At 62.7% G+C, this 16,677-nt stretch carries 18 protein-coding genes; 7 read left to right on the plus strand and 11 right to left on the minus strand.

Annotation, left to right across the window (positions count from 1 at the left end; translation table 11 throughout):
* Nucleotides 1-26 precede the first annotated feature (26 nt).
* The 3 genes from ACIPZB_RS01145 to exbB are packed head-to-tail and all read right to left on the minus strand — an operon-like array spanning nt 27 to nt 2,161.
* A complete protein-coding gene (locus tag ACIPZB_RS01145) occupies nt 27-761 on the minus strand; it encodes an energy transducer TonB (RefSeq protein ID WP_008091610.1) in 735 nt (244 codons plus the stop codon).
* The gene (exbD, locus tag ACIPZB_RS01150; RefSeq protein WP_008091608.1) at nt 758-1,186 is read right to left on the minus strand and encodes a TonB system transport protein ExbD; all 429 of its coding nucleotides are present in this window, start codon (nt 1,184-1,186) and stop codon (nt 758-760) included. The genes ACIPZB_RS01145 and exbD overlap by 4 nt, the downstream gene beginning before the upstream one ends.
* A 3-nt stretch (nt 1,187-1,189) precedes the next feature.
* Nucleotides 1,190-2,161, minus strand: a complete 972-nt coding sequence (gene exbB, locus ACIPZB_RS01155) for a tonB-system energizer ExbB (RefSeq protein ID WP_400638676.1) — start codon at nt 2,159-2,161, stop codon at nt 1,190-1,192.
* Nucleotides 2,162-2,351: 190 nt separating this feature from the next.
* Between exbB and ACIPZB_RS01160 the strand changes: the two genes are divergently transcribed.
* Nucleotides 2,352-3,209: an NAD-dependent epimerase/dehydratase family protein gene (locus tag ACIPZB_RS01160; protein WP_400638677.1), complete on the plus strand. Its 858-nt coding sequence runs from the start codon at nt 2,352-2,354 to the stop codon at nt 3,207-3,209.
* Between the two features lie 125 nt (nt 3,210-3,334).
* Here ACIPZB_RS01160 and ACIPZB_RS01165 read toward each other — a convergent pair whose 3' ends face one another.
* The 5 genes from ACIPZB_RS01165 to ACIPZB_RS01185 form a co-directional block, all read right to left on the minus strand.
* The gene (locus ACIPZB_RS01165; RefSeq protein WP_400638678.1) at nt 3,335-4,057 is read right to left on the minus strand and encodes a hypothetical protein; all 723 of its coding nucleotides are present in this window, start codon (nt 4,055-4,057) and stop codon (nt 3,335-3,337) included.
* Nucleotides 4,058-4,112: 55 nt separating this feature from the next.
* The gene (locus ACIPZB_RS01170) at nt 4,113-4,493 is read right to left on the minus strand and encodes a RidA family protein (protein ID WP_003253379.1); all 381 of its coding nucleotides are present in this window, start codon (nt 4,491-4,493) and stop codon (nt 4,113-4,115) included.
* 23 nt (nt 4,494-4,516) lie between these two features.
* The gene (gene spoT / locus ACIPZB_RS01175; RefSeq protein WP_008091596.1) at nt 4,517-6,625 is read right to left on the minus strand and encodes a bifunctional GTP diphosphokinase/guanosine-3',5'-bis pyrophosphate 3'-pyrophosphohydrolase; all 2,109 of its coding nucleotides are present in this window, start codon (nt 6,623-6,625) and stop codon (nt 4,517-4,519) included.
* A 59-nt stretch (nt 6,626-6,684) separates the two neighbouring features.
* Nucleotides 6,685-6,948: a DNA-directed RNA polymerase subunit omega gene (gene rpoZ / locus ACIPZB_RS01180; protein ID WP_008091595.1), complete on the minus strand. Its 264-nt coding sequence runs from the start codon at nt 6,946-6,948 to the stop codon at nt 6,685-6,687.
* A 275-nt stretch (nt 6,949-7,223) separates the two neighbouring features.
* A complete protein-coding gene (locus ACIPZB_RS01185; RefSeq protein WP_400638679.1) occupies nt 7,224-8,096 on the minus strand; it encodes a LysR family transcriptional regulator in 873 nt (290 codons plus the stop codon).
* Between the two features lie 245 nt (nt 8,097-8,341).
* On the opposite strand from ACIPZB_RS01185, the gene ACIPZB_RS01190 reads away from it, so the two are divergent.
* From ACIPZB_RS01190 to ACIPZB_RS01200, 3 genes are all read left to right on the plus strand, one after another.
* On the plus strand, nt 8,342-9,685 hold the full coding sequence (locus tag ACIPZB_RS01190) for a glutamine synthetase family protein (RefSeq protein WP_400638942.1): 1,344 nt from the start codon (nt 8,342-8,344) through the stop codon (nt 9,683-9,685).
* 4 nt (nt 9,686-9,689) lie between these two features.
* Nucleotides 9,690-10,469, plus strand: coding sequence for a gamma-glutamyl-gamma-aminobutyrate hydrolase family protein (locus ACIPZB_RS01195; RefSeq protein ID WP_400638680.1), 780 nt, complete (start codon nt 9,690-9,692; stop codon nt 10,467-10,469).
* An 84-nt stretch (nt 10,470-10,553) separates the two neighbouring features.
* Nucleotides 10,554-12,092, plus strand: coding sequence for an APC family permease (locus tag ACIPZB_RS01200; protein WP_400638681.1), 1,539 nt, complete (start codon nt 10,554-10,556; stop codon nt 12,090-12,092).
* A gap of 109 nt (nt 12,093-12,201) precedes the next feature.
* On the opposite strand, the gene gmk is transcribed toward ACIPZB_RS01200, so the two are convergent.
* Both gmk and ACIPZB_RS01210 read right to left on the minus strand, forming a co-directional pair.
* Complete coding sequence (gene gmk / locus ACIPZB_RS01205) at nt 12,202-12,822, minus strand: guanylate kinase (RefSeq protein ID WP_400638682.1); 621 nt, start codon at nt 12,820-12,822, stop codon at nt 12,202-12,204.
* A 13-nt stretch (nt 12,823-12,835) separates the two neighbouring features.
* Nucleotides 12,836-13,699: a YicC/YloC family endoribonuclease gene (locus ACIPZB_RS01210; protein WP_400638683.1), complete on the minus strand. Its 864-nt coding sequence runs from the start codon at nt 13,697-13,699 to the stop codon at nt 12,836-12,838.
* Between the two features lie 227 nt (nt 13,700-13,926).
* Here ACIPZB_RS01210 and rph point away from each other — a divergent pair, with 227 nt between their 5' ends.
* The gene (gene rph, locus ACIPZB_RS01215; RefSeq protein ID WP_008091585.1) at nt 13,927-14,649 is read left to right on the plus strand and encodes a ribonuclease PH; all 723 of its coding nucleotides are present in this window, start codon (nt 13,927-13,929) and stop codon (nt 14,647-14,649) included.
* Between the two features lie 23 nt (nt 14,650-14,672).
* The gene (locus ACIPZB_RS01220; RefSeq protein WP_008091583.1) at nt 14,673-15,041 is read left to right on the plus strand and encodes a DUF4870 domain-containing protein; all 369 of its coding nucleotides are present in this window, start codon (nt 14,673-14,675) and stop codon (nt 15,039-15,041) included.
* A gap of 123 nt (nt 15,042-15,164) precedes the next feature.
* Here ACIPZB_RS01220 and ACIPZB_RS01225 read toward each other — a convergent pair whose 3' ends face one another.
* Nucleotides 15,165-15,944, minus strand: coding sequence for an exodeoxyribonuclease III (locus tag ACIPZB_RS01225; RefSeq protein WP_008091582.1), 780 nt, complete (start codon nt 15,942-15,944; stop codon nt 15,165-15,167).
* A gap of 80 nt (nt 15,945-16,024) precedes the next feature.
* Here ACIPZB_RS01225 and pyrE point away from each other — a divergent pair, with 80 nt between their 5' ends.
* On the plus strand, nt 16,025-16,666 hold the full coding sequence (gene pyrE, locus ACIPZB_RS01230) for an orotate phosphoribosyltransferase (RefSeq protein WP_008091580.1): 642 nt from the start codon (nt 16,025-16,027) through the stop codon (nt 16,664-16,666).
* Nucleotides 16,667-16,677 lie beyond the last annotated feature (11 nt).

Consider the following 16,677-nt stretch of genomic DNA (forward strand, 5'->3'; position numbering starts at 1 on the left):
GCTGATTTGTGACAGAAACAAAAGTATCAGCGACGGTCCAGCGAGTAGACGAACGGTGCCACGACCTCGATCGTGCCATTGTTCAGCAGCTCGGGTGGCGGCTTGGGTACCGTGCCGGCCCGGCGGATCATCTCCAGGGTCGCCCGGTCCAGTGCTGCACTGCCGGAACCACCGGCCATCGAGTACGAGACCACCTTGCCTTCGGCGTCGACCACGAAGCGTAGGCGGTTGATGCCCTGCAGGCCACGGCGGCGCGCGTCTTCCGGGTAACGCTTGTACTTCGCCAGGTGGCGCAGCAAGTCGCTTTGCCAGCTCGGCAACGCTTTGCTGTTGGAGGCGATGCTCGGCGCCGGTGCCGCCGACTTCTGCGGTGGCGTGTTGCTTGGCGGCGTATCGACCACTTCTTCCTTGGCCGGTGGCTCGTCCTTCGGCGGCTCAGGCTTTTTCTCAGGCTTGGGCGGCTGTGGCTTGGGCTTGGGCTTCGGTGGCTTGGCGATGGCGATTTTCGGTTTCGGCGCCTCTACCAGCTTGGGCAACGGCGGTTCTTCGACCGGTGCCGGCGGCTGTGGGGCGGCCTTGGGTGGTGGTGGCGGTGCGGGCTCGGGCAGGGGTGCCAGCTCGACCATCATGGCTGCCGGGGGCAGTTCGATGGCCTGGGGCACCGACCAGTTGAGCGTCAGCAGCACAGCGACTACGTGCACGCCCAGCACGATCGCCAGGCTGCCACCGTAGCGCGCCATGTTTGAGCGCGGTTTCGTCATTTCTTGGCTGCCGTCTCGAGACCTACCAGACCGACCTTGAGGTAGCCGGCCGCGCGCATGTTGTTCATCACTTCCATCAGGTCACCGTAATCCACGCCCTTGTCGGCCTGGAAGAAGATGGTGGTTTCCTTGTCACCCTTGGTCTTGGCATCGAGCATCGGGCCAAGCTGTGCGGGGGCAGGTACCTGATCGTCGCCGACATACAGCTTCTGGTCGGCCTTGACGCTGACGAACACCGGTTTCTCGGGCCTCGGCGCCGGCTTGGCGGTCGAGGCCGGCAGGTCGACCTTGATGTCGACCGTGGCCAGGGGGGCGGCGACCATGAAGATGATCAGCAGCACCAGCATCACGTCGATGAACGGCGTGACGTTGATTTCGTGGTTTTCGGCGAGGTCGTCGCCACCTTCGTTGAGATGCAGGCCCATGGCTTACCCCACTTTCACCATGTGCGGGGTAGCGCGTTCGCTACCCTGGTGGTCCAGGTCACGGCTGACCAGCAGCAGGACCTGCGCCGACGCGTCGGACACCTGCGCCTTGTAGCCGGCGATGGAGCGAGCGAAGACGTTGTAGATGACCACGGCCGGGATCGCGGCGACCAGGCCCAGGGCGGTGGCCAGCAGGGCTTCGGCGATACCAGGGGCTACGACGGCCAGGTTGGTGGTCTGGGTTTTGGCGATGCCGATGAAGCTGTTCATGATGCCCCACACGGTACCGAACAGACCCACGAACGGCGCGGTGGAACCGATGGTCGCCAGTACGCCGGTGCCGCTGCTCATGTTACGGCCGCTGGCATGCACCAGGCGCTCCAGACGGAAGCTGACGCGTTCCTTGATGCCTTCTTTCTCGCGGGCGTTGGCCGACAGGCGCATCTCTTCGAGGGCGTCGTGGACCAGGGTGTGGGCCAGGGTGCCTTCCTTGTTGGAGACGTCGCTGGCTTCCTTGAGGGTGGCGGACTTCTTCAGCTGGGCGATCTCGGTACGCAGGCGACGCTTTGCGCCCATCAGCTCGAAGCCTTTGGCGATCCAGATGGTCCAGGTGATGATCGAGGCGATGGCCAGGCCGATCATCACGGCTTTCACCACCACGTCGGCGTTCTTGTACATGCCCCATGGGGACAGGTCATGGGCCATGCCCAGGGAGGTGTCCTCAACCAGCGCTTCGGTAGCTGGGTCTACGACTACCGGTGCATCGGCCGGAGCAGCTGCCTGGGCGTCGGCAGCAGGCGCCTGACCTTCGGCGGCTGGGGCAGCCGGAGCAGTGGCGGCGGCCGGAGCGCTGGCATGGGCGGTTGGCTCATCGGCCATGGCCACTGGGGCCAGCACCAGGCTGAACATCAGCGCGGCGATGGCGCGCCAGGCGCGCGACGGGGTTGGCGAAGCGGAAGGTTGAGTACGTGTCATGCTGGCCGGACCTGATGAAGAAAAAAGTGGACGTTCTCCAAGGCCTCGAGATAGGCCGAGAACAGATAGGGCCGCATTATTGCAAGTAATTCTTGTTAACAAAAGTAATCTCGTTGCTTTTTTCGCCTATGGTCTAGCCGCCTATCGAGTAATCCATATAGTCTGATCCTTTGGGAAAAGGACTATTTCGATGTCAGACCTTTCCGCTGTGATTGTGGGTTGTGGCGATGTAGGCGGTCGCCTCGCCCAGCAATTGCTGGCCTCTGGCTGGCAGGTGAGCGGCCTGCGGCGCTCGGTCGAGCAGCTCCCGCAGGGTGTTTCAGCTATCGCCGCCGATCTTTCGGATGCGCGTATCCCTCAGGCCTGGCCACAGCGTTCGCCTGATTACCTGGTGTATTGCGTCGCGGCCAGTCAGCACGATGAGGCGGGGTATCAAGCGGCTTATGTCGACGGTATGCGCCATGTGCTGGCGTGGCTGGCGGCGCGTGGGCAGCGCCCGCGGCGCTTGCTGTTCGTCTCCAGCAGCAGCGTGTTCGCGCAAAAGGACGGGGAGTGGATCGACGAGACCGCTGCCACCGAGCCGGAGGGTTATTCCGGGCGCGTGATGCTGGAGGCCGAACGGCTGGCGCTGGAAAGTGGCATTCCGGCCAGTGTCGTGCGTTTGACCGGGATCTATGGCCCCGGCCGCGAGTGGCTGCTGAGCCAGGTGCGCCAAGGCTATCGAGTGGCTGAAGAGCCGCCGCTGTATGGCAACCGCATCCATGCCCAGGACGCTGCAAGCTTGCTGGCGTTCCTGCTACAGGCCGACGCCAATGGCGTGGCGCTCGACGATTGCTATATCGGTGTGGATGACGACCCGGCGCCGCTGGCCGATGTGGTGGCCTGGCTGCGGGCGTACATGGGCGTTACCGAGTGGTCGGATGAGCAGCGGGTGCGACGGACTGGCAGCAAGCGCTGTAGCAATGCACGGGTGCGGGCGTTGGGTTGGGTGCCGGCCTATCCGAGCTACAAGGAAGGTTATGCGGCCATTCTGCAAGATAGAGGCTGAGTCTACCGGCCCTATCGCCGGCAAGCCGGCTCCCACAGGTACACCACTGCGCTCAGGGGCTGTGGGTTTCCTGTGGGAGCCGGCTTGCCGGCGATAGGGCCAGTAAAATCAGCCCAGACCTGAAGCTAGCGCTCCAGCACCCACTGACGATTACCGGCAGCCAATTGCGGCATCTCATCCGGCTTCGCACGGTTCACCGCCTGGAAAATCTCCAGCTTGTCACCCTCGCGCTTGAAGATGAACGGTGCGCCACGCTGGTTGCGCTCCAGCCACAGGCTGTCGTTGCTGCCACCCATGCTGGCGCAGTCGCCGGCCAGGCACAGGGCGTAGCGGTCCGGGCCCGGCAAGCCGGTCACGCTGCCGTTGTCGGCGAAATGCACCTTGCTACCGGTGCCCTGGCCTTCGACAATCTTCCACTCACCGCCCAGGTACGCCTGGTACAGCGCTTTCTCGAAGCTGCCGCCCAGTGGCGCATTGCCCGGTTGCTTGGCGCGCACGAAGGACTGTTCGACGCCAGACGAGTCGGTGGTTTTCAATTCATTGCCATCGAGTGCCAGCTGTTCGGTCTGGCCGCCCTGGAAGCTGGCCAGCCATTGTTTGTCATTGGCGCTCAACTGGCCGTCGGCGGCCTCGAAACCATTGCTGAAGCTGGCTTGTTGATTGGCCACGTCGAGTTTCCACTCGAATACCGGGCCATGCTCGTTCAGGGCCTGGCGCAGGTTGCCACTTTTGGTGGCTGCCTTGATGGCATTCTGGTTGATCCAGGTGCCGTTGAAATCTTCGGGTTTGTGGCTGGCGCAACCGCTCAGAAGCAGGGCTGCCAGCGCGAGGGGCAGTGCTTGACGCATGATGGGGTAACCTTGAACAGGAAGGTGACGGGCAGGGCGCCCGTCACCAGCGGCATCACTCGATGACCAGGATGGCGTCCATTTCGACCTGGGAGCCTTTCGGCAGCGCGGCAACACCAATGGCGGCGCGGGCTGGGTAAGGCTGCTCGAAGTAACGGCCCATTACCTCGTTGACCTTGGCGAAGTGGCTCAGGTCGGTGAGGAAGATGTTCAGCTTGACGATGTCCTTGAACGAACCGCCAGCGGCTTCGGCAACGGCCTTGAGGTTCTCGAACACCTGTACGGTCTGGGCTTCGAAGCCTTCGACCAGTTCCATGGTTTTCGGGTCCAGCGGGATCTGGCCAGACATGTACACGGTATTGCCAGCTTTGATCGCTTGCGAGTAGGTACCGATGGCGGCTGGGGCCTTGTCGCTGTTGATGACGGTCTTGCTCATGATGACTCCTTGCGGTTGGCGGACTACGTACGCATGCGGGTGATGCGGACCACGCCGGTCAGTGTACGCAGCTTCTTGATCACACGAGCCAGGTGCACGCGGTCGTGCACGCTGACCACCAGTTGGACAACGCTGATACGACCGTCGCGTTCATCCATGCTGATCTTCTCGATGTTGCCGTCGGCGGCATTGACGCTGCTGGCCAGCAGCGCGATCAGGCCGCGCTGGTGCTCGAGCTCGACGCGCAGTTCGACATTGAATTCGCCGGTGATGTCCTTGGCCCAGGAGAGTTGCACGCACTTCTCCGGGTTGTGGCGAATTTCACTGATATTGCGGCAGTTCTCCAGGTGCACGACCATGCCCTTGCCGGCCGACAGGTGGCCGACGATCGGGTCGCCAGGGATCGGCGTACAGCACTTGGCGTAGCTCAGGACCAGGCCTTCGGTGCCGCGGATCGCCAGCGGGCCCTCCGGGGCCGGCAGCTGTTCGCCTTCGGCCGACAGCAGGCGACGGGCGACCACATAGGCCATGCGATTGCCCAGGCCGATGTCTTCGAGCAGGTCTTCGATCAGTTCCAGGCGGTATTCGGCCAGAATGCCCTGGATGCGCTCCTGGGGGATCTGTTCCAGGCTGCTGTCGAAGCCGGTCAGCACCTTGTTCAACAAGCGTTCGCCAAGGCTGATCGACTCGGAGCGGCGCTGCTGCTTGAGCGCGTGGCGGATATGGGTGCGCGCCTTGCCGGTGACCACGAAGTTGAGCCAGGCCGGGTTGGGCCGCGCACCAGGGGCGCTGACGATCTCGACCGTAGAGCCGCTCTGCAGCGGTTCGGACAACGGCGCCAGACGACGGTTGATGCGGCAGGCGATGCAGCTGTTGCCGACGTCGGTGTGCACCGCGTAGGCGAAGTCGACGGCGGTGGAGCCTTTGGGCAGCTCCATGATCCGCCCTTTCGGGGTGAAGACGTAGACCTCGTCCGGGAACAGGTCGATCTTCACGCTCTCGATGAATTCCAGCGAGTTGCCCGCGCGCTGCTGCAGCTCAAGGATGCCCTTGACCCACTGACGTGCCCGGGCATGGCTGCCCTTGGGCTGTTCGTCGTCGTTGGACTTGTACAGCCAGTGCGCGGCGATGCCATTGTTGGCCATCTCTTCCATTTCGCGGGTGCGGATCTGGATTTCGATGGGCACCCCGTGCATGCCGAACAGGGTGGTGTGCAACGACTGGTAGCCGTTGGCCTTGGGGATCGCGATGTAATCCTTGAAGCGGCCGGGCAGGGGCTTGTACAGGTTGTGTACGGCGCCGAGCACGCGGTAGCAGGTGTCGACCTTGTCGACGATGATGCGGAAGGCATACACGTCCATGATCTCGTTGAAGGCGCGACGCTTGCCGCGCATCTTCTTGTAGATGCCATAGAGGTGTTTCTGCCGGCCGCTGACCTCGCCCTGGATACCGTCGGCTGCCAGGCAGTTGGCCAGCGAGTGTTCGATCTTGGCGACAATTTCCTTGCGGTTGCCGCGTGCGCTCTTGACTGCCCGGTGGATCAGCGACGAGCGCATCGGGTGCATAGCCTTGAAACCGAGGTCTTCGAATTCAACGCGCACGGTGTGCATGCCCAGGCGATTGGCGATGGGGGCGTAGATTTCCAGGGTTTCCTTGGCGATGCGCCGGCGTTTTTCGCCCGACAGCACTTCCAGCGTGCGCATGTTGTGCAGGCGGTCGGCCAGCTTGACCAGGATCACGCGAATATCGCGGGCCATGGCCATGGCCATCTTCTGGAAGTTTTCGGCCTGCGCTTCGGCCTTGGTCTCGAAGTTCATCTGGGTCAGCTTGCTGACCCCGTCGACCAGTTCGGCAACCGTCTCGCCAAACTGCTGGCTGAGGGCTTCCTTGGCGATGCCGGTGTCTTCGATCACGTCGTGCAGCATGGCCGCCATCAGGCTCTGATGGTCCATGTGCATGTCGGCGAGGATGCTGGCCACGGCCAGCGGATGGGTCACGTAGGGCTCGCCGCTGCGGCGGCGCTGCCCATCGTGCGCCTGTTCGGCGTAAAAGTAGGCCCGGCGAACCAGGTTGACCTGTTCGGGGCCCAGGTAGGTCGACAGCCGTTCGGCCAAGACTTCTATGCCCGGCATGGTTTCACCTCTTGCCGAGGAAGAGGGCCTTGTGCCGCACGACGTCGACCAGGCATGGATCAGACAGCCTCGTTGTTCTCGTCCTCGAACGCGGCGAAGACCGGATCCTCGGTGACGATCTCTTCGGCAGCGATGAACTCAGGGGTGACGATACCTTCGGCGATCTCGCGCAGGGCGACCACGGTCGGCTTGTCGTTTTCCCACGCTACGCGCGGCTCTTTGCCGCCGGTAGCCAGCTGACGGGCGCGCTTGGTCGAGAGCATGACCAGCTCAAAACGGTTATCCACGTGTTCCAGGCAGTCTTCAACAGTTACGCGGGCCATGGTCTTCCTCAGTAGCAAATGCGATGGGCGTGCAGCCCAATATGGGCAGGCGGACTCGATAGTTTAAAAAATCACCAGCCAATAGGGAAGCGCTGTTTTACCGGGTGGACCTGCGGTGGCTGCATCGCTGGCACGCCAGCTCCCACAGGTACCGCGCAATTTCCAAGAGCACCGCGATCCCCGTGGGAGCCGGCTTGCCGGCGAAAGGGCCGCAACAGACGCCTCGAATGCTTGAACTCGACGATAACGTTTCCGGCCCCGGAAACACAACACCCTTACAACATGGCGTCCCGCAACCGCGGCGTCAGCTCCTCGAACAACGTCTGCACCGAGCGCAATGCCCGGCAATCCGGCCGCGTCAGCAACCACAGCTGGGTATCGCAACCGGGCAAGGGCCCGCTCAGCGCCTCGACGCCAGGCAAGGCATCGACCATATAGTCAGGCAACGCCGCCACCCCAAGCCCGGTACTCACCAGCTGGGCGATGGTCGACATGCTGCTGCATTGATAACGCGGGTTCAGTCCGGGGTACTGCTGGTTGCGCCAGACCACCGTGGGGTGGTCCTGCATCGAGTCGTCCGGTGCAATCCACGGCACGCTGCCGGCTGATTCGGTCAGGCGTTCGCGCCATTGGGGCTGACCGCAGATCACATAAGACGTGGAGCCCAGGCAGCGCCCGACCAGATGCTCTGGGGGTGTATTGGTCAGCCGCAGGGCGATGTCGGCATCGCGCCGGCTGAGGTTGGCGAACGTGTTGGAGGTGCCCATCTCCAGCGACAAGGCCGGGTAATTCGGCATGAAGTCCGCCAGCGCCGGCAGCAGTAGACTGTGCATCACCGCTTCGGTACAAGTCAGACGAACGGTGCCACTGACCACTTGTTCACCACTGCTCATGGCAATGCGCGCGGCATCCAGCGCCTGCTCGGCGCGTTCGGCCTGTTCAGCCAGGGCCTGGGCGGTATCGGTCGGCAGGTAGCCTTTGCGGCTCTTGACGAAGAGCGCAGTCCCCAGCGCCGATTCGAGGCGACGAATCGAGCGGAACACCGTGGAAACGTCGACTTTCAGCAGCTCGGCGGCCTTGGCCAGCGAGCGGCCGCGCTCCAGGGCCAGGACCAGGGAGAGGTCGGCGTGGGTTATCTGATATTGCATTGATGCACGCTCTGCTTGCTGAATTGCCAATGTCTGTTGCGTTGAGGCCATTTTATAGTGGAACCGCCCCTGGGAATCAATGCGCCCGGTCGGGTAACCAATCCCCACGATGGGAAAAGTGAAAAGAACAACAGCTGCAACCATCGTCGCCCGTGTGGCGCCAGCCGTATCCCCACATCGCCGCAGCACATCAAAGGATGTACACCATGACGTCGGTCACCCCGTGCGCCAGTTCTTCCAGCGAGATGAAAGACTTCCTCCAGGCCCATCCGGACACTCAGTACGTCGATCTGCTGATCTCCGACATGAATGGCGTGGTACGTGGCAAGCGCATCGAGCGGGCCAGCCTGCACAAGGTGTACGAAAAGGGTATCAACCTTCCGGCGTCGCTGTTCGCCCTGGACATCAACGGCTCGACCGTGGAAAGCACCGGGCTTGGCCTGGACATCGGCGATGCCGACCGCATCTGCTTCCCGATTCCCGGCTCGCTGTCCGACGAGCCTTGGCAAAAGCGCCCGACCGCCCAGTTGCTGATGACCATGCACGAGCTGGATGGCGCACCGTTCTTCGCCGACCCGCGTGAAGTGCTGCGTCAGGTGGTGAGCAAGTTCGACGACCTGGGCCTGGATATCTGCGCCGCGTTCGAGCTGGAGTTCTACCTGATCGACCAGGACAACCTCAACGGTCGCCCGCAGCCACCGCGTTCGCCAATTTCCGGCAAGCGCCCGCAGTCGACCCAGGTCTACCTGATCGACGACCTCGACGAATACGCCGACTGCCTGCAGGACATGCTGGAAGCGGCCAAGGAGCAGGGCCTGCCGGCCGATGCCATCGTCAAGGAAAGCGCCCCGGCGCAGTTCGAAGTCAATCTGCACCACGTTGCTGATCCGCTCAAGGCTTGCGATTACGCGATCTTGCTCAAGCGCCTGATCAAGAACGTCGCCTACGACCATGAAATGGACACCACCTTCATGGCCAAGCCCTACCCGGGCCAGGCGGGCAACGGTCTGCACGTGCATATCTCGCTGCTGGACAAGAAAACCGGCAAGAACATCTTCAGCAGCGAAGACCCGCTGCAAAGCGATACGCTGCGCCACGCCATCGGCGGTGTACTGGAAACCATGCCGGCGTCGATGGCCTTCCTGTGCCCGAACATCAACTCCTACCGCCGCTTCGGTGCGCAGTTCTACGTGCCCAATGCGCCGAGCTGGGGCCTGGACAACCGCACCGTGGCGGTTCGCGTGCCGACCGACAGCAGCGAAAACGTGCGCATCGAGCACCGCGTTGCCGGCGCCGATGCCAACCCGTACCTGATGCTCGCGGCGATCCTCGCCGGCATCCACCATGGCCTGACCACCAAGGTCGAGCCGGGCGCGCCAATCGAAGGCAACTCCTACGAGCAGTTGGAACAGAGCCTGCCGAACAACCTGCGCGACGCCCTGCGTGCACTGGATGACAGCGAAGTCCTCAACCAGTACATCAGCCCGGACTACATCGATATCTTCGTCGCCTGCAAGGAAAGCGAGCTAGCCGAGTTCGAAGTGTCGATCTCTGACCTCGAGTACAACTGGTACCTGCACACGGTGTAAGCCCATGAGCGCAAATGCTGTCCCCTTGATCGGTATCAGCGCCTGCCGCCAGCAGGTTGGGAAGAACTCCTCGCACACGGTTGGCGACAAGTATGTCGAGGCGGCAGGGTTTGCCGGGCTACCGCTAATCCTGCCAGCGCGTGACGGGGGCAGCGACACCCAGGCGCTGCTGGACCCGCTCGATGGCATTCTTTTTACCGGCTCGCCTTCAAATATCGAGCCGCATCATTACAATGGCGCCCCCAGCGCGGAAGGTACCCGGCACGACCTCGCGCGTGATCGGTTGACCTTGCCGTTGCTGCAGGCCGCGATTGCCGCCGGCGTGCCGGTATTCTGCATTTGCCGTGGTTACCAGGAGCTGAATGTGGCCCTGGGTGGCAGCCTGCACCAGCGCGTGCAGGAGCTGCCCGGTTACCTGGATCACCGTGAACCGGAAGACGCGCCCCTGGAGGTGCAATACGGCCCTCGGCACCTTGTCAGCGTTACACCTGGCGGGATGTTCGAGCGCTTGGGCCTGGCCGCGCAGTTCGAGGTCAACTCGCTGCACAGCCAGGGCATCGACCGACTGGCCCCAGGTCTGCGGGTCGAAGCACGGGCGCCGGATGGCCTGATCGAAGCGGTGTCGATGCCTGACGCCCCGGGCTTCGTGCTCGGTGTGCAGTGGCACCCGGAATGGCGTTTCGCCGAAAACCCGGTTTCGCGGAGCCTATTCCAGGCGTTTCGCGAGGCCTGCAATGCATACGCTGCACGGAAGGAGCGTGACACGAAAGTCCTGGATGACTAACCCCGAATCGCAAGCTTTCGATGAGTGAAAGCGCCTTGCTTGCAGGGCCTGTGACAACAATTCCAATAGTTACGGCATTTTCTCATGAGCAATTACACAGAAGCCGGCCGCCCACCCGACGCGGCCGACTCGGGCAGTACTCAACGCAGCAAAGGCCTGGCCAAGGGCCGTCTTGGCCTGTTGGCCAGCGTGGTGCTGGGCATTTCCACCATTGCCCCGGTCTACACCCTGACCGGCGCCCTCGGCCCCACCGTGCGGGAGGTCGGTGCTCACCTTCCAGCCGTCTTCATCGTCGGCTTCCTGCCGATGCTGCTGGTCGCCCTCGGTTACCGCGAGCTGAACTCTGCAGAGCCGGACAGCGGCACGTCGTTCACCTGGTCGGCCCGCGCTTTTGGGCCAATGATCGGCTGGATCGGCGGCTGGGGGCTGGTGGTCGCCACCACCATCGTGCTCTCCAACCTGGCAGGGGTGGCGGTCGACTTCTTCTACCTGTTCCTCGCCCAGATCACCGGCAACCATGAGCTGTCGACCTTGGCCGACAACCTGTTGATCAACATCAGCACGTGTTGCGTGTTCATTGCCTTGGCGGTGTGGATCTGTTGTCGCGGCATGACCACGACCATGACCGTGCAGTATGGCCTGGTGGCCTTGCAGCTTCTGGTCTTGATCGGTTTTGCCTTCGCCGCGTTCAGCGAAACCACCGCGCCGCCACCGCTGGCGTTCGACCTGGCCTGGTTCAACCCGTTCGGCGTCGAGTCGTTCTCGGCCTTTGCGGCCGGATTGTCGTTGTCGATCTTCATCTTCTGGGGTTGGGACGTGTGCCTGACTGTCAGTGAAGAGTCGATCGGTAGCGAGGAAGTGCCGGGCAAGGCGGCCACCTGGACTGTCCTGCTGATTCTCGGCCTGTATCTGGTCACCGCCATCGCTACCCTGCAGTTCGCCGGGATCAGCGAGGACGGCCTGGGCCTGAACAACCCGCGTATCCAGGAAAACGTCTTTGCCCACCTGGCCGGTCCGGTCATGGGGCCGCTGGCGATCCTGATGTCCATCGCCGTGCTGGCCAGCACGGCGGCCTCGCTGCAGTCGACCTTCGTCTCGCCGGCGCGCACCCTGCTGGCGATGGGCTACTACGGCGCGGTGCCGCAGAAGTTTGCCAGCGTCTGCCCACGTTCACAGACGCCGCGTTACGCGACCATCTGTGCGGGTGTGGCTGCAGGCGTGTTCTACGTGACCATGCGTACCCTGAGCGAGAACGTGCTGGCTGACACCATCACCGCGCTGGGCATGATGATCTGCTTCTACTATTCGCTGACAGCGTTTGCCTGTGTCTGGTACTTCCGCAACAGCCTGTTCGACAGCCTGCGCCACTTCTTCATGCGTGGCCTGTGTCCGCTGGTGGGTGGGGTGATCCTGTCGGTGATCTTCGTGCGTACGGCGATCGACAGCGCCTCGCCAGACTTTGGCAGTGGCTCGCATGTGGGTGGTCTGGGCCTGGTGTTCGTGATTGCGGCGATCATCTCGGTACTGGGGATCGTGCTGATGCTGCTGTCGCGGATGCGCGCGCCGGCTTACTTCCTGGGGGCTACCCTGCGTCAGCAGGCGACCTTGCAGTTGCAGGAATAATTGAAAGGGGCCGCTTTGCGGCCCAATCGCCGGCAAGCCGGCTCCCACACAAATCTGGTGGGAGCCAGCTTGCTGGCGATTGGGCTGCGAAGCAGCCCCTTTCGGTTTATCAGGACAGCAGTTCTTTCAGCAGCCCACTGTTGCGCTGTTGCTGTTTCTTCAGCAGCAACCGGTTGGCCACGAACACCGCCTTCAACTCCTCCAGCGCCACGCCGAAGTCATCGTTGATGATGACGTAGTCGTACTCGTCGTAGTGCACCATCTCGCTGACCGCTTCCTTCATGCGCCCGGCGATGATTTCTTCACTGTCCTGCCCACGCCCGTCCAGACGCTGACGCAAGGCCTCCTGGCTCGGCGGCAGGATGAACACCGACAACGCCTCGGGCATCAGCTTGCGCACCTGCTGGGCACCTTGCCAGTCGATCTCCAGGATCAGGTCAAAGCCCTGGTCGAGGGTCTGCTGCAGCGCGCTGCGCGAGGTGCCATAGAAGTTGCCGAACACTTCGGCGTGTTCGAGGAAGTCGCCCTGCTCGATCAGTGCCTTGAATTCCTCGTGCACCACGAAGTGGTAGTTGACCCCGTGCTGTTCGCCCGGGCGCATGGCGCGGGTGGTGTGCGAGACCGAGACGCGGATCTGCTGGTCGTCCTTGGTCAGGGCGGTGACCAGGCTGGTCTTGCCGGCACCCGACGGTGCCGAAACGATATAAAGGGTGCCGCTGCTGTGGTTCATGGTAGGGGAGGCCTTACTCGATGTTCTGTACTTGTTCACGCATCTGTTCGATCAGCACCTTCAGGTTGACCGCCGCTTGCGTGCTGCGCGGGTCGAAGGCCTTGGAGCCCAAGGTGTTGGCTTCGCGGTTGAGCTCTTGCATCAGGAAGTCCAGGCGCCGGCCAGCGGCACCACCGGACTTGAGTACCCGGCGCACTTCGTTGACGTGGGTGCTGAGGCGGTCCAGCTCTTCGGCGACGTCGCTCTTCTGTGCCAGCAGCACCATCTCCTGCTCCAGGCGCTGCGGGTCGAGCTCGGCCTTCAGGTCGCCAAAACGGTCGATGATCTTCTGCCGCTGTGCGGCGAGCATCTGTGGCACCAGGGCGCGCAGGGTGGTGACCTCGCTGGCCATGTTGTCCAGGCGCTCGTTGATCAGCCGGGCCAGCTCCTGGCCTTCGCGCAAGCGCCCGGCCTTGAGTTCGGCCAGCGCCTCGTCGAACAGCGCCACGGCTTCGGCATTCAGCGCCTGCGGGTCGCTGGCATCGGCCACCAGCACACCTGGCCAGGACAGCACTTCCAGCGGGTTGAGCGGTGCCGGTTGCTTGATCAGGCCGGCCACCTCTTCGGCGGCGGCGACCAGCTGCGCGGCGCGCTCACGGTCGACTTTCAGCGGTTTGCCGTTGCTGTCTTCGTGCAGGCGCAAGGTGCATTCGACCTTGCCGCGCGACAGACCCTGGCGCAGGCCCTCACGCACGGCGCTCTCGAGGTCGCGCAGGGCGTCCGGCAAGCGCAAGTGGGGTTCCAGGTAGCGGTGGTTGACCGAGCGCAGTTCCCAGACCAGGGTGCCTTGGCTGCTTGCGCGCTCGACACGAGCAAAAGCGGTCATGCTGTGCACCATGGGAGTACCTCGCGTAGATGGAGTGAACGGGGGAAGCCTTACGGCTGCAAGGCGCAGGATTGTAGCGCAGTGGGGGCCATGGCGCCCAATCCAGCCATGTTACAGAGCACGGCTGAAACGATGGGAAAAGGCGACAGGCTGTCCGGGGCGCGACAATAGGCATGTCTTCGCCGGGCAGCGGGCTCTATAATGCTGGCAGATTCAAAATCCCAGTACAGGTATCCCAGATGAAACGTCCAAGTGGTCGCGCCGCCGATCAGCTCCGCTCGATCCGCCTCACCCGCAACTACACCAAGCACGCCGAGGGGTCGGTACTGGTCGAGTTCGGCGACACCAAGGTCGTCTGCACGGTCAGCGTCGAGAATGGTGTTCCCCGCTTCCTCAAAGGCCAGGGCCAAGGTTGGCTGACCGCCGAATACGGCATGCTGCCGCGTTCCACCGGTGAGCGTAACCAGCGCGAAGCCAGCCGTGGCAAACAGGGTGGCCGCACCCTGGAAATCCAGCGCCTGATCGGCCGCTCCCTGCGCGCCGCGCTGGACATGAGCAAGCTGGGTGATATCACCCTGTACATCGACTGCGACGTGATCCAGGCCGATGGCGGTACCCGCACTGCATCGATCACCGGCGCCATGGTCGCCCTGTGCGATGCCCTGGCGGTGATCAAGAAACGTGGTGGCCTGAAGGCTGGCAACCCGCTCAAGCACATGATCGCTGCCGTTTCGGTGGGCATGTACCAGGGCGAAGCGGTGCTCGACCTGGACTACCTGGAAGACTCCGCCGCCGAGACTGACCTGAACGTGGTCATGACCAGCGCCGGTGGCTTCATCGAGGTACAGGGCACTGCCGAAGGCAAGCCGTTCCAGCCTGAAGACTTCAACGCCATGCTGGCGCTGGCGCAAAAGGGCATGGACGAGATCTTCGAATTGCAGAAGGCCGCACTGGCCGACTGAACCCAGCCAGGGAGGTGCGGGGCATGAGCGATCCTCAACTGTCGGTCACCCCGCCCAATGCCGATGTGCGGCAATGGGCGATGTTCTGTCACCTCAGTGCGCTGCTTGGCCTGGTAGTGCCCCTGGGGCACCTGCTGGGTCCGCTGGTGCTGTGGCACCTGAAGCGCGAGCAAGACCCTTTCATCGATGCCCAGGGCAAAGAGGCGCTGAACTTTCAGATCAGCGTGACCGTTGCCGGGTTCGTCTGTTTTTTGCTGATGTTCGTTTTCATCGGGCTGGTGCTGTTCGCCATGCTGATGGTGGCGGTGCTGATCCTGATCGTCATTGCGGCGGTCAGGGCCAATGAAGGGAAGCCTTATCGGTATCCCTTGATCTGGCGGCCGATCAAGTAGATTTTCTGTGTCCCCAATCGCCGGCAAGCCGGCTCCCACAAGTACGCCACTGGCCTTGAGACCTGCGCTGTATCTGTGGGAGCCGGCTTGCCGTCGATGGGCTGCACAGCAGCCCCGAGGACTTTAGATAGTCAACGTCCAGTCATAGTCGACAATCAGCGGCGCATGCTGCGAGAAGCGCGGCTGACGCGGCAGGCGAGCGTTGCGCACGAAGCGGCGCAGGCCTGGGGTCAGAATCTGGTAGTCGAACCGGTAGCCCAGGTTGAGCATCTCGGCCTGCTCGTTGTCCGGCCACCAGCTGTACTGGTCGCCTTCGCGGCTGACTTCGCGCAGGGCATCCACGTAGCCCATGTCGCCGGTAATCGCATCCATCCAGGCACGCTCGGGCGGCAAGAAGCCCGGCGACTGCTGGCTGTCACGCCAGTTCTTGATATCGAGCTTCTGCTGCGCCACGTAGAACGAGCCGCAATAGATGTACTCGCGGCGTTTACGGCGCTGCTTGTCCAGGTACTTGGCGAAGTCGTCCATCAACTTGAACTTCTGGTTCAAGTCTTCGTCGCCGTTCATGCCCGAAGGCAGCAGCAGGCTGGCAATACTGACTTTGTCGAAATCTGCTTGCAGGTAACGCCCGTAGCGGTCGGCTGTCTCGAAGCCCAGGCCGGTGATGACTGCCTTGGGCTGCATGCGCGAGTAAAGCGCCACGCCACCTTGGGCGGGCACCTCCGCATCGCAGGCATAAAGGAAATAGCCATCGAGCTGGAAAGCTGGGTCGTCGAGTTCAAAGGCCGAGGCGCGGGTATCCTGAAGGCAGATGACGTCGGCATTCTGGGCTTGCAGCCAGCTGAGCAATCCACGCTCGGCCGCAGCCTGAATGCCATTCACGTTCACACTGATGATCCGCATAAATGGCCCCAAAAATCTCGTGCGTGTATGATACCCGAGCTCAACCCATTTAGCTAAATCCGTGGTGTCCGGGACTTTCCATGCAGCCGTATCAGCGCGACTTCATTCGTTTTGCCATCGATCGTGGGGTTCTGCGTTTCGGTGAGTTCACTCTGAAATCGGGGCGTACCAGCCCGTATTTCTTCAATGCAGGCCTGTTCAACACCGGTTCCGCCCTGGCGCAACTGGGTCGTTGCTATGCGGCAGCCATCGTCGACAGCAAGATTCCGTTCGACGTGCTGTTCGGCCCGGCCTACAAGGGCATTCCCCTGGCGGCTACTACCGCCGTGGCCCTGGCCGATCAGCATCAGCTCGACGTGCCATGGTGCTTCAACCGTAAAGAAGCCAAGGATCACGGCGAAGGCGGCAGCCTGGTCGGCGCACCGCTGGCCGGTGACGTGCTGATCATCGACGACGTGATCACTGCCGGTACCGCCATTCGCGAGGTCATGCAGATCATCAACGCCCAGCAGGCCAAGGCCGCAGGCGTCTTGATCGCACTGAACCGTGAAGAGCGCGGCAACGGCGAGCTGTCGGCGATCCAGGAAGTGGAACGGGACTTCGGCATTCCGGTCGTCAGCATCGTTTCGCTGACTCAGGTGCTGGAGTTCCTGGCCGATGACCCGCAGCTCAAGCAGCACCTGCCGGCTGTGGAGGCCTATCGGGCGCAGTACGGGATCTGATTCCGGCCTGG

Origin of the sequence: Pseudomonas sp. NPDC089396 (assembly GCF_044749545.1) — a bacterium.
GTDB lineage: Bacteria > Pseudomonadota > Gammaproteobacteria > Pseudomonadales > Pseudomonadaceae > Aquipseudomonas.

Excerpts from the sequence above, each read along its gene's own strand:
- ACIPZB_RS01145 (WP_008091610.1), bottom strand. The coding sequence starts at position 761 with ATGACGAAACCGCGCTCAAACATGGCGCGCTACGGTGGCAGCCTGGCG.
- exbD (WP_008091608.1), bottom strand. The coding sequence starts at position 1,186 with ATGGGCCTGCATCTCAACGAAGGTGGCGACGACCTCGCCGAAAACCAC.
- exbB (WP_400638676.1), bottom strand. The coding sequence starts at position 2,161 with ATGACACGTACTCAACCTTCCGCTTCGCCAACCCCGTCGCGCGCCTGG.
- ACIPZB_RS01160 (WP_400638677.1), top strand. The coding sequence starts at position 2,352 with ATGTCAGACCTTTCCGCTGTGATTGTGGGTTGTGGCGATGTAGGCGGT.
- ACIPZB_RS01165 (WP_400638678.1), bottom strand. The coding sequence starts at position 4,057 with ATGCGTCAAGCACTGCCCCTCGCGCTGGCAGCCCTGCTTCTGAGCGGT.
- ACIPZB_RS01170 (WP_003253379.1), bottom strand. The coding sequence starts at position 4,493 with ATGAGCAAGACCGTCATCAACAGCGACAAGGCCCCAGCCGCCATCGGT.
- spoT (WP_008091596.1), bottom strand. The coding sequence starts at position 6,625 with ATGCCGGGCATAGAAGTCTTGGCCGAACGGCTGTCGACCTACCTGGGC.
- rpoZ (WP_008091595.1), bottom strand. The coding sequence starts at position 6,948 with ATGGCCCGCGTAACTGTTGAAGACTGCCTGGAACACGTGGATAACCGT.
- ACIPZB_RS01185 (WP_400638679.1), bottom strand. The coding sequence starts at position 8,096 with ATGCAATATCAGATAACCCACGCCGACCTCTCCCTGGTCCTGGCCCTG.
- ACIPZB_RS01190 (WP_400638942.1), top strand. The coding sequence starts at position 8,342 with ATGAAAGACTTCCTCCAGGCCCATCCGGACACTCAGTACGTCGATCTG.
- ACIPZB_RS01195 (WP_400638680.1), top strand. The coding sequence starts at position 9,690 with ATGAGCGCAAATGCTGTCCCCTTGATCGGTATCAGCGCCTGCCGCCAG.
- ACIPZB_RS01200 (WP_400638681.1), top strand. The coding sequence starts at position 10,554 with ATGAGCAATTACACAGAAGCCGGCCGCCCACCCGACGCGGCCGACTCG.
- gmk (WP_400638682.1), bottom strand. The coding sequence starts at position 12,822 with ATGAACCACAGCAGCGGCACCCTTTATATCGTTTCGGCACCGTCGGGT.
- ACIPZB_RS01210 (WP_400638683.1), bottom strand. The coding sequence starts at position 13,699 with ATGGTGCACAGCATGACCGCTTTTGCTCGTGTCGAGCGCGCAAGCAGC.
- rph (WP_008091585.1), top strand. The coding sequence starts at position 13,927 with ATGAAACGTCCAAGTGGTCGCGCCGCCGATCAGCTCCGCTCGATCCGC.
- ACIPZB_RS01220 (WP_008091583.1), top strand. The coding sequence starts at position 14,673 with ATGAGCGATCCTCAACTGTCGGTCACCCCGCCCAATGCCGATGTGCGG.
- ACIPZB_RS01225 (WP_008091582.1), bottom strand. The coding sequence starts at position 15,944 with ATGCGGATCATCAGTGTGAACGTGAATGGCATTCAGGCTGCGGCCGAG.
- pyrE (WP_008091580.1), top strand. The coding sequence starts at position 16,025 with ATGCAGCCGTATCAGCGCGACTTCATTCGTTTTGCCATCGATCGTGGG.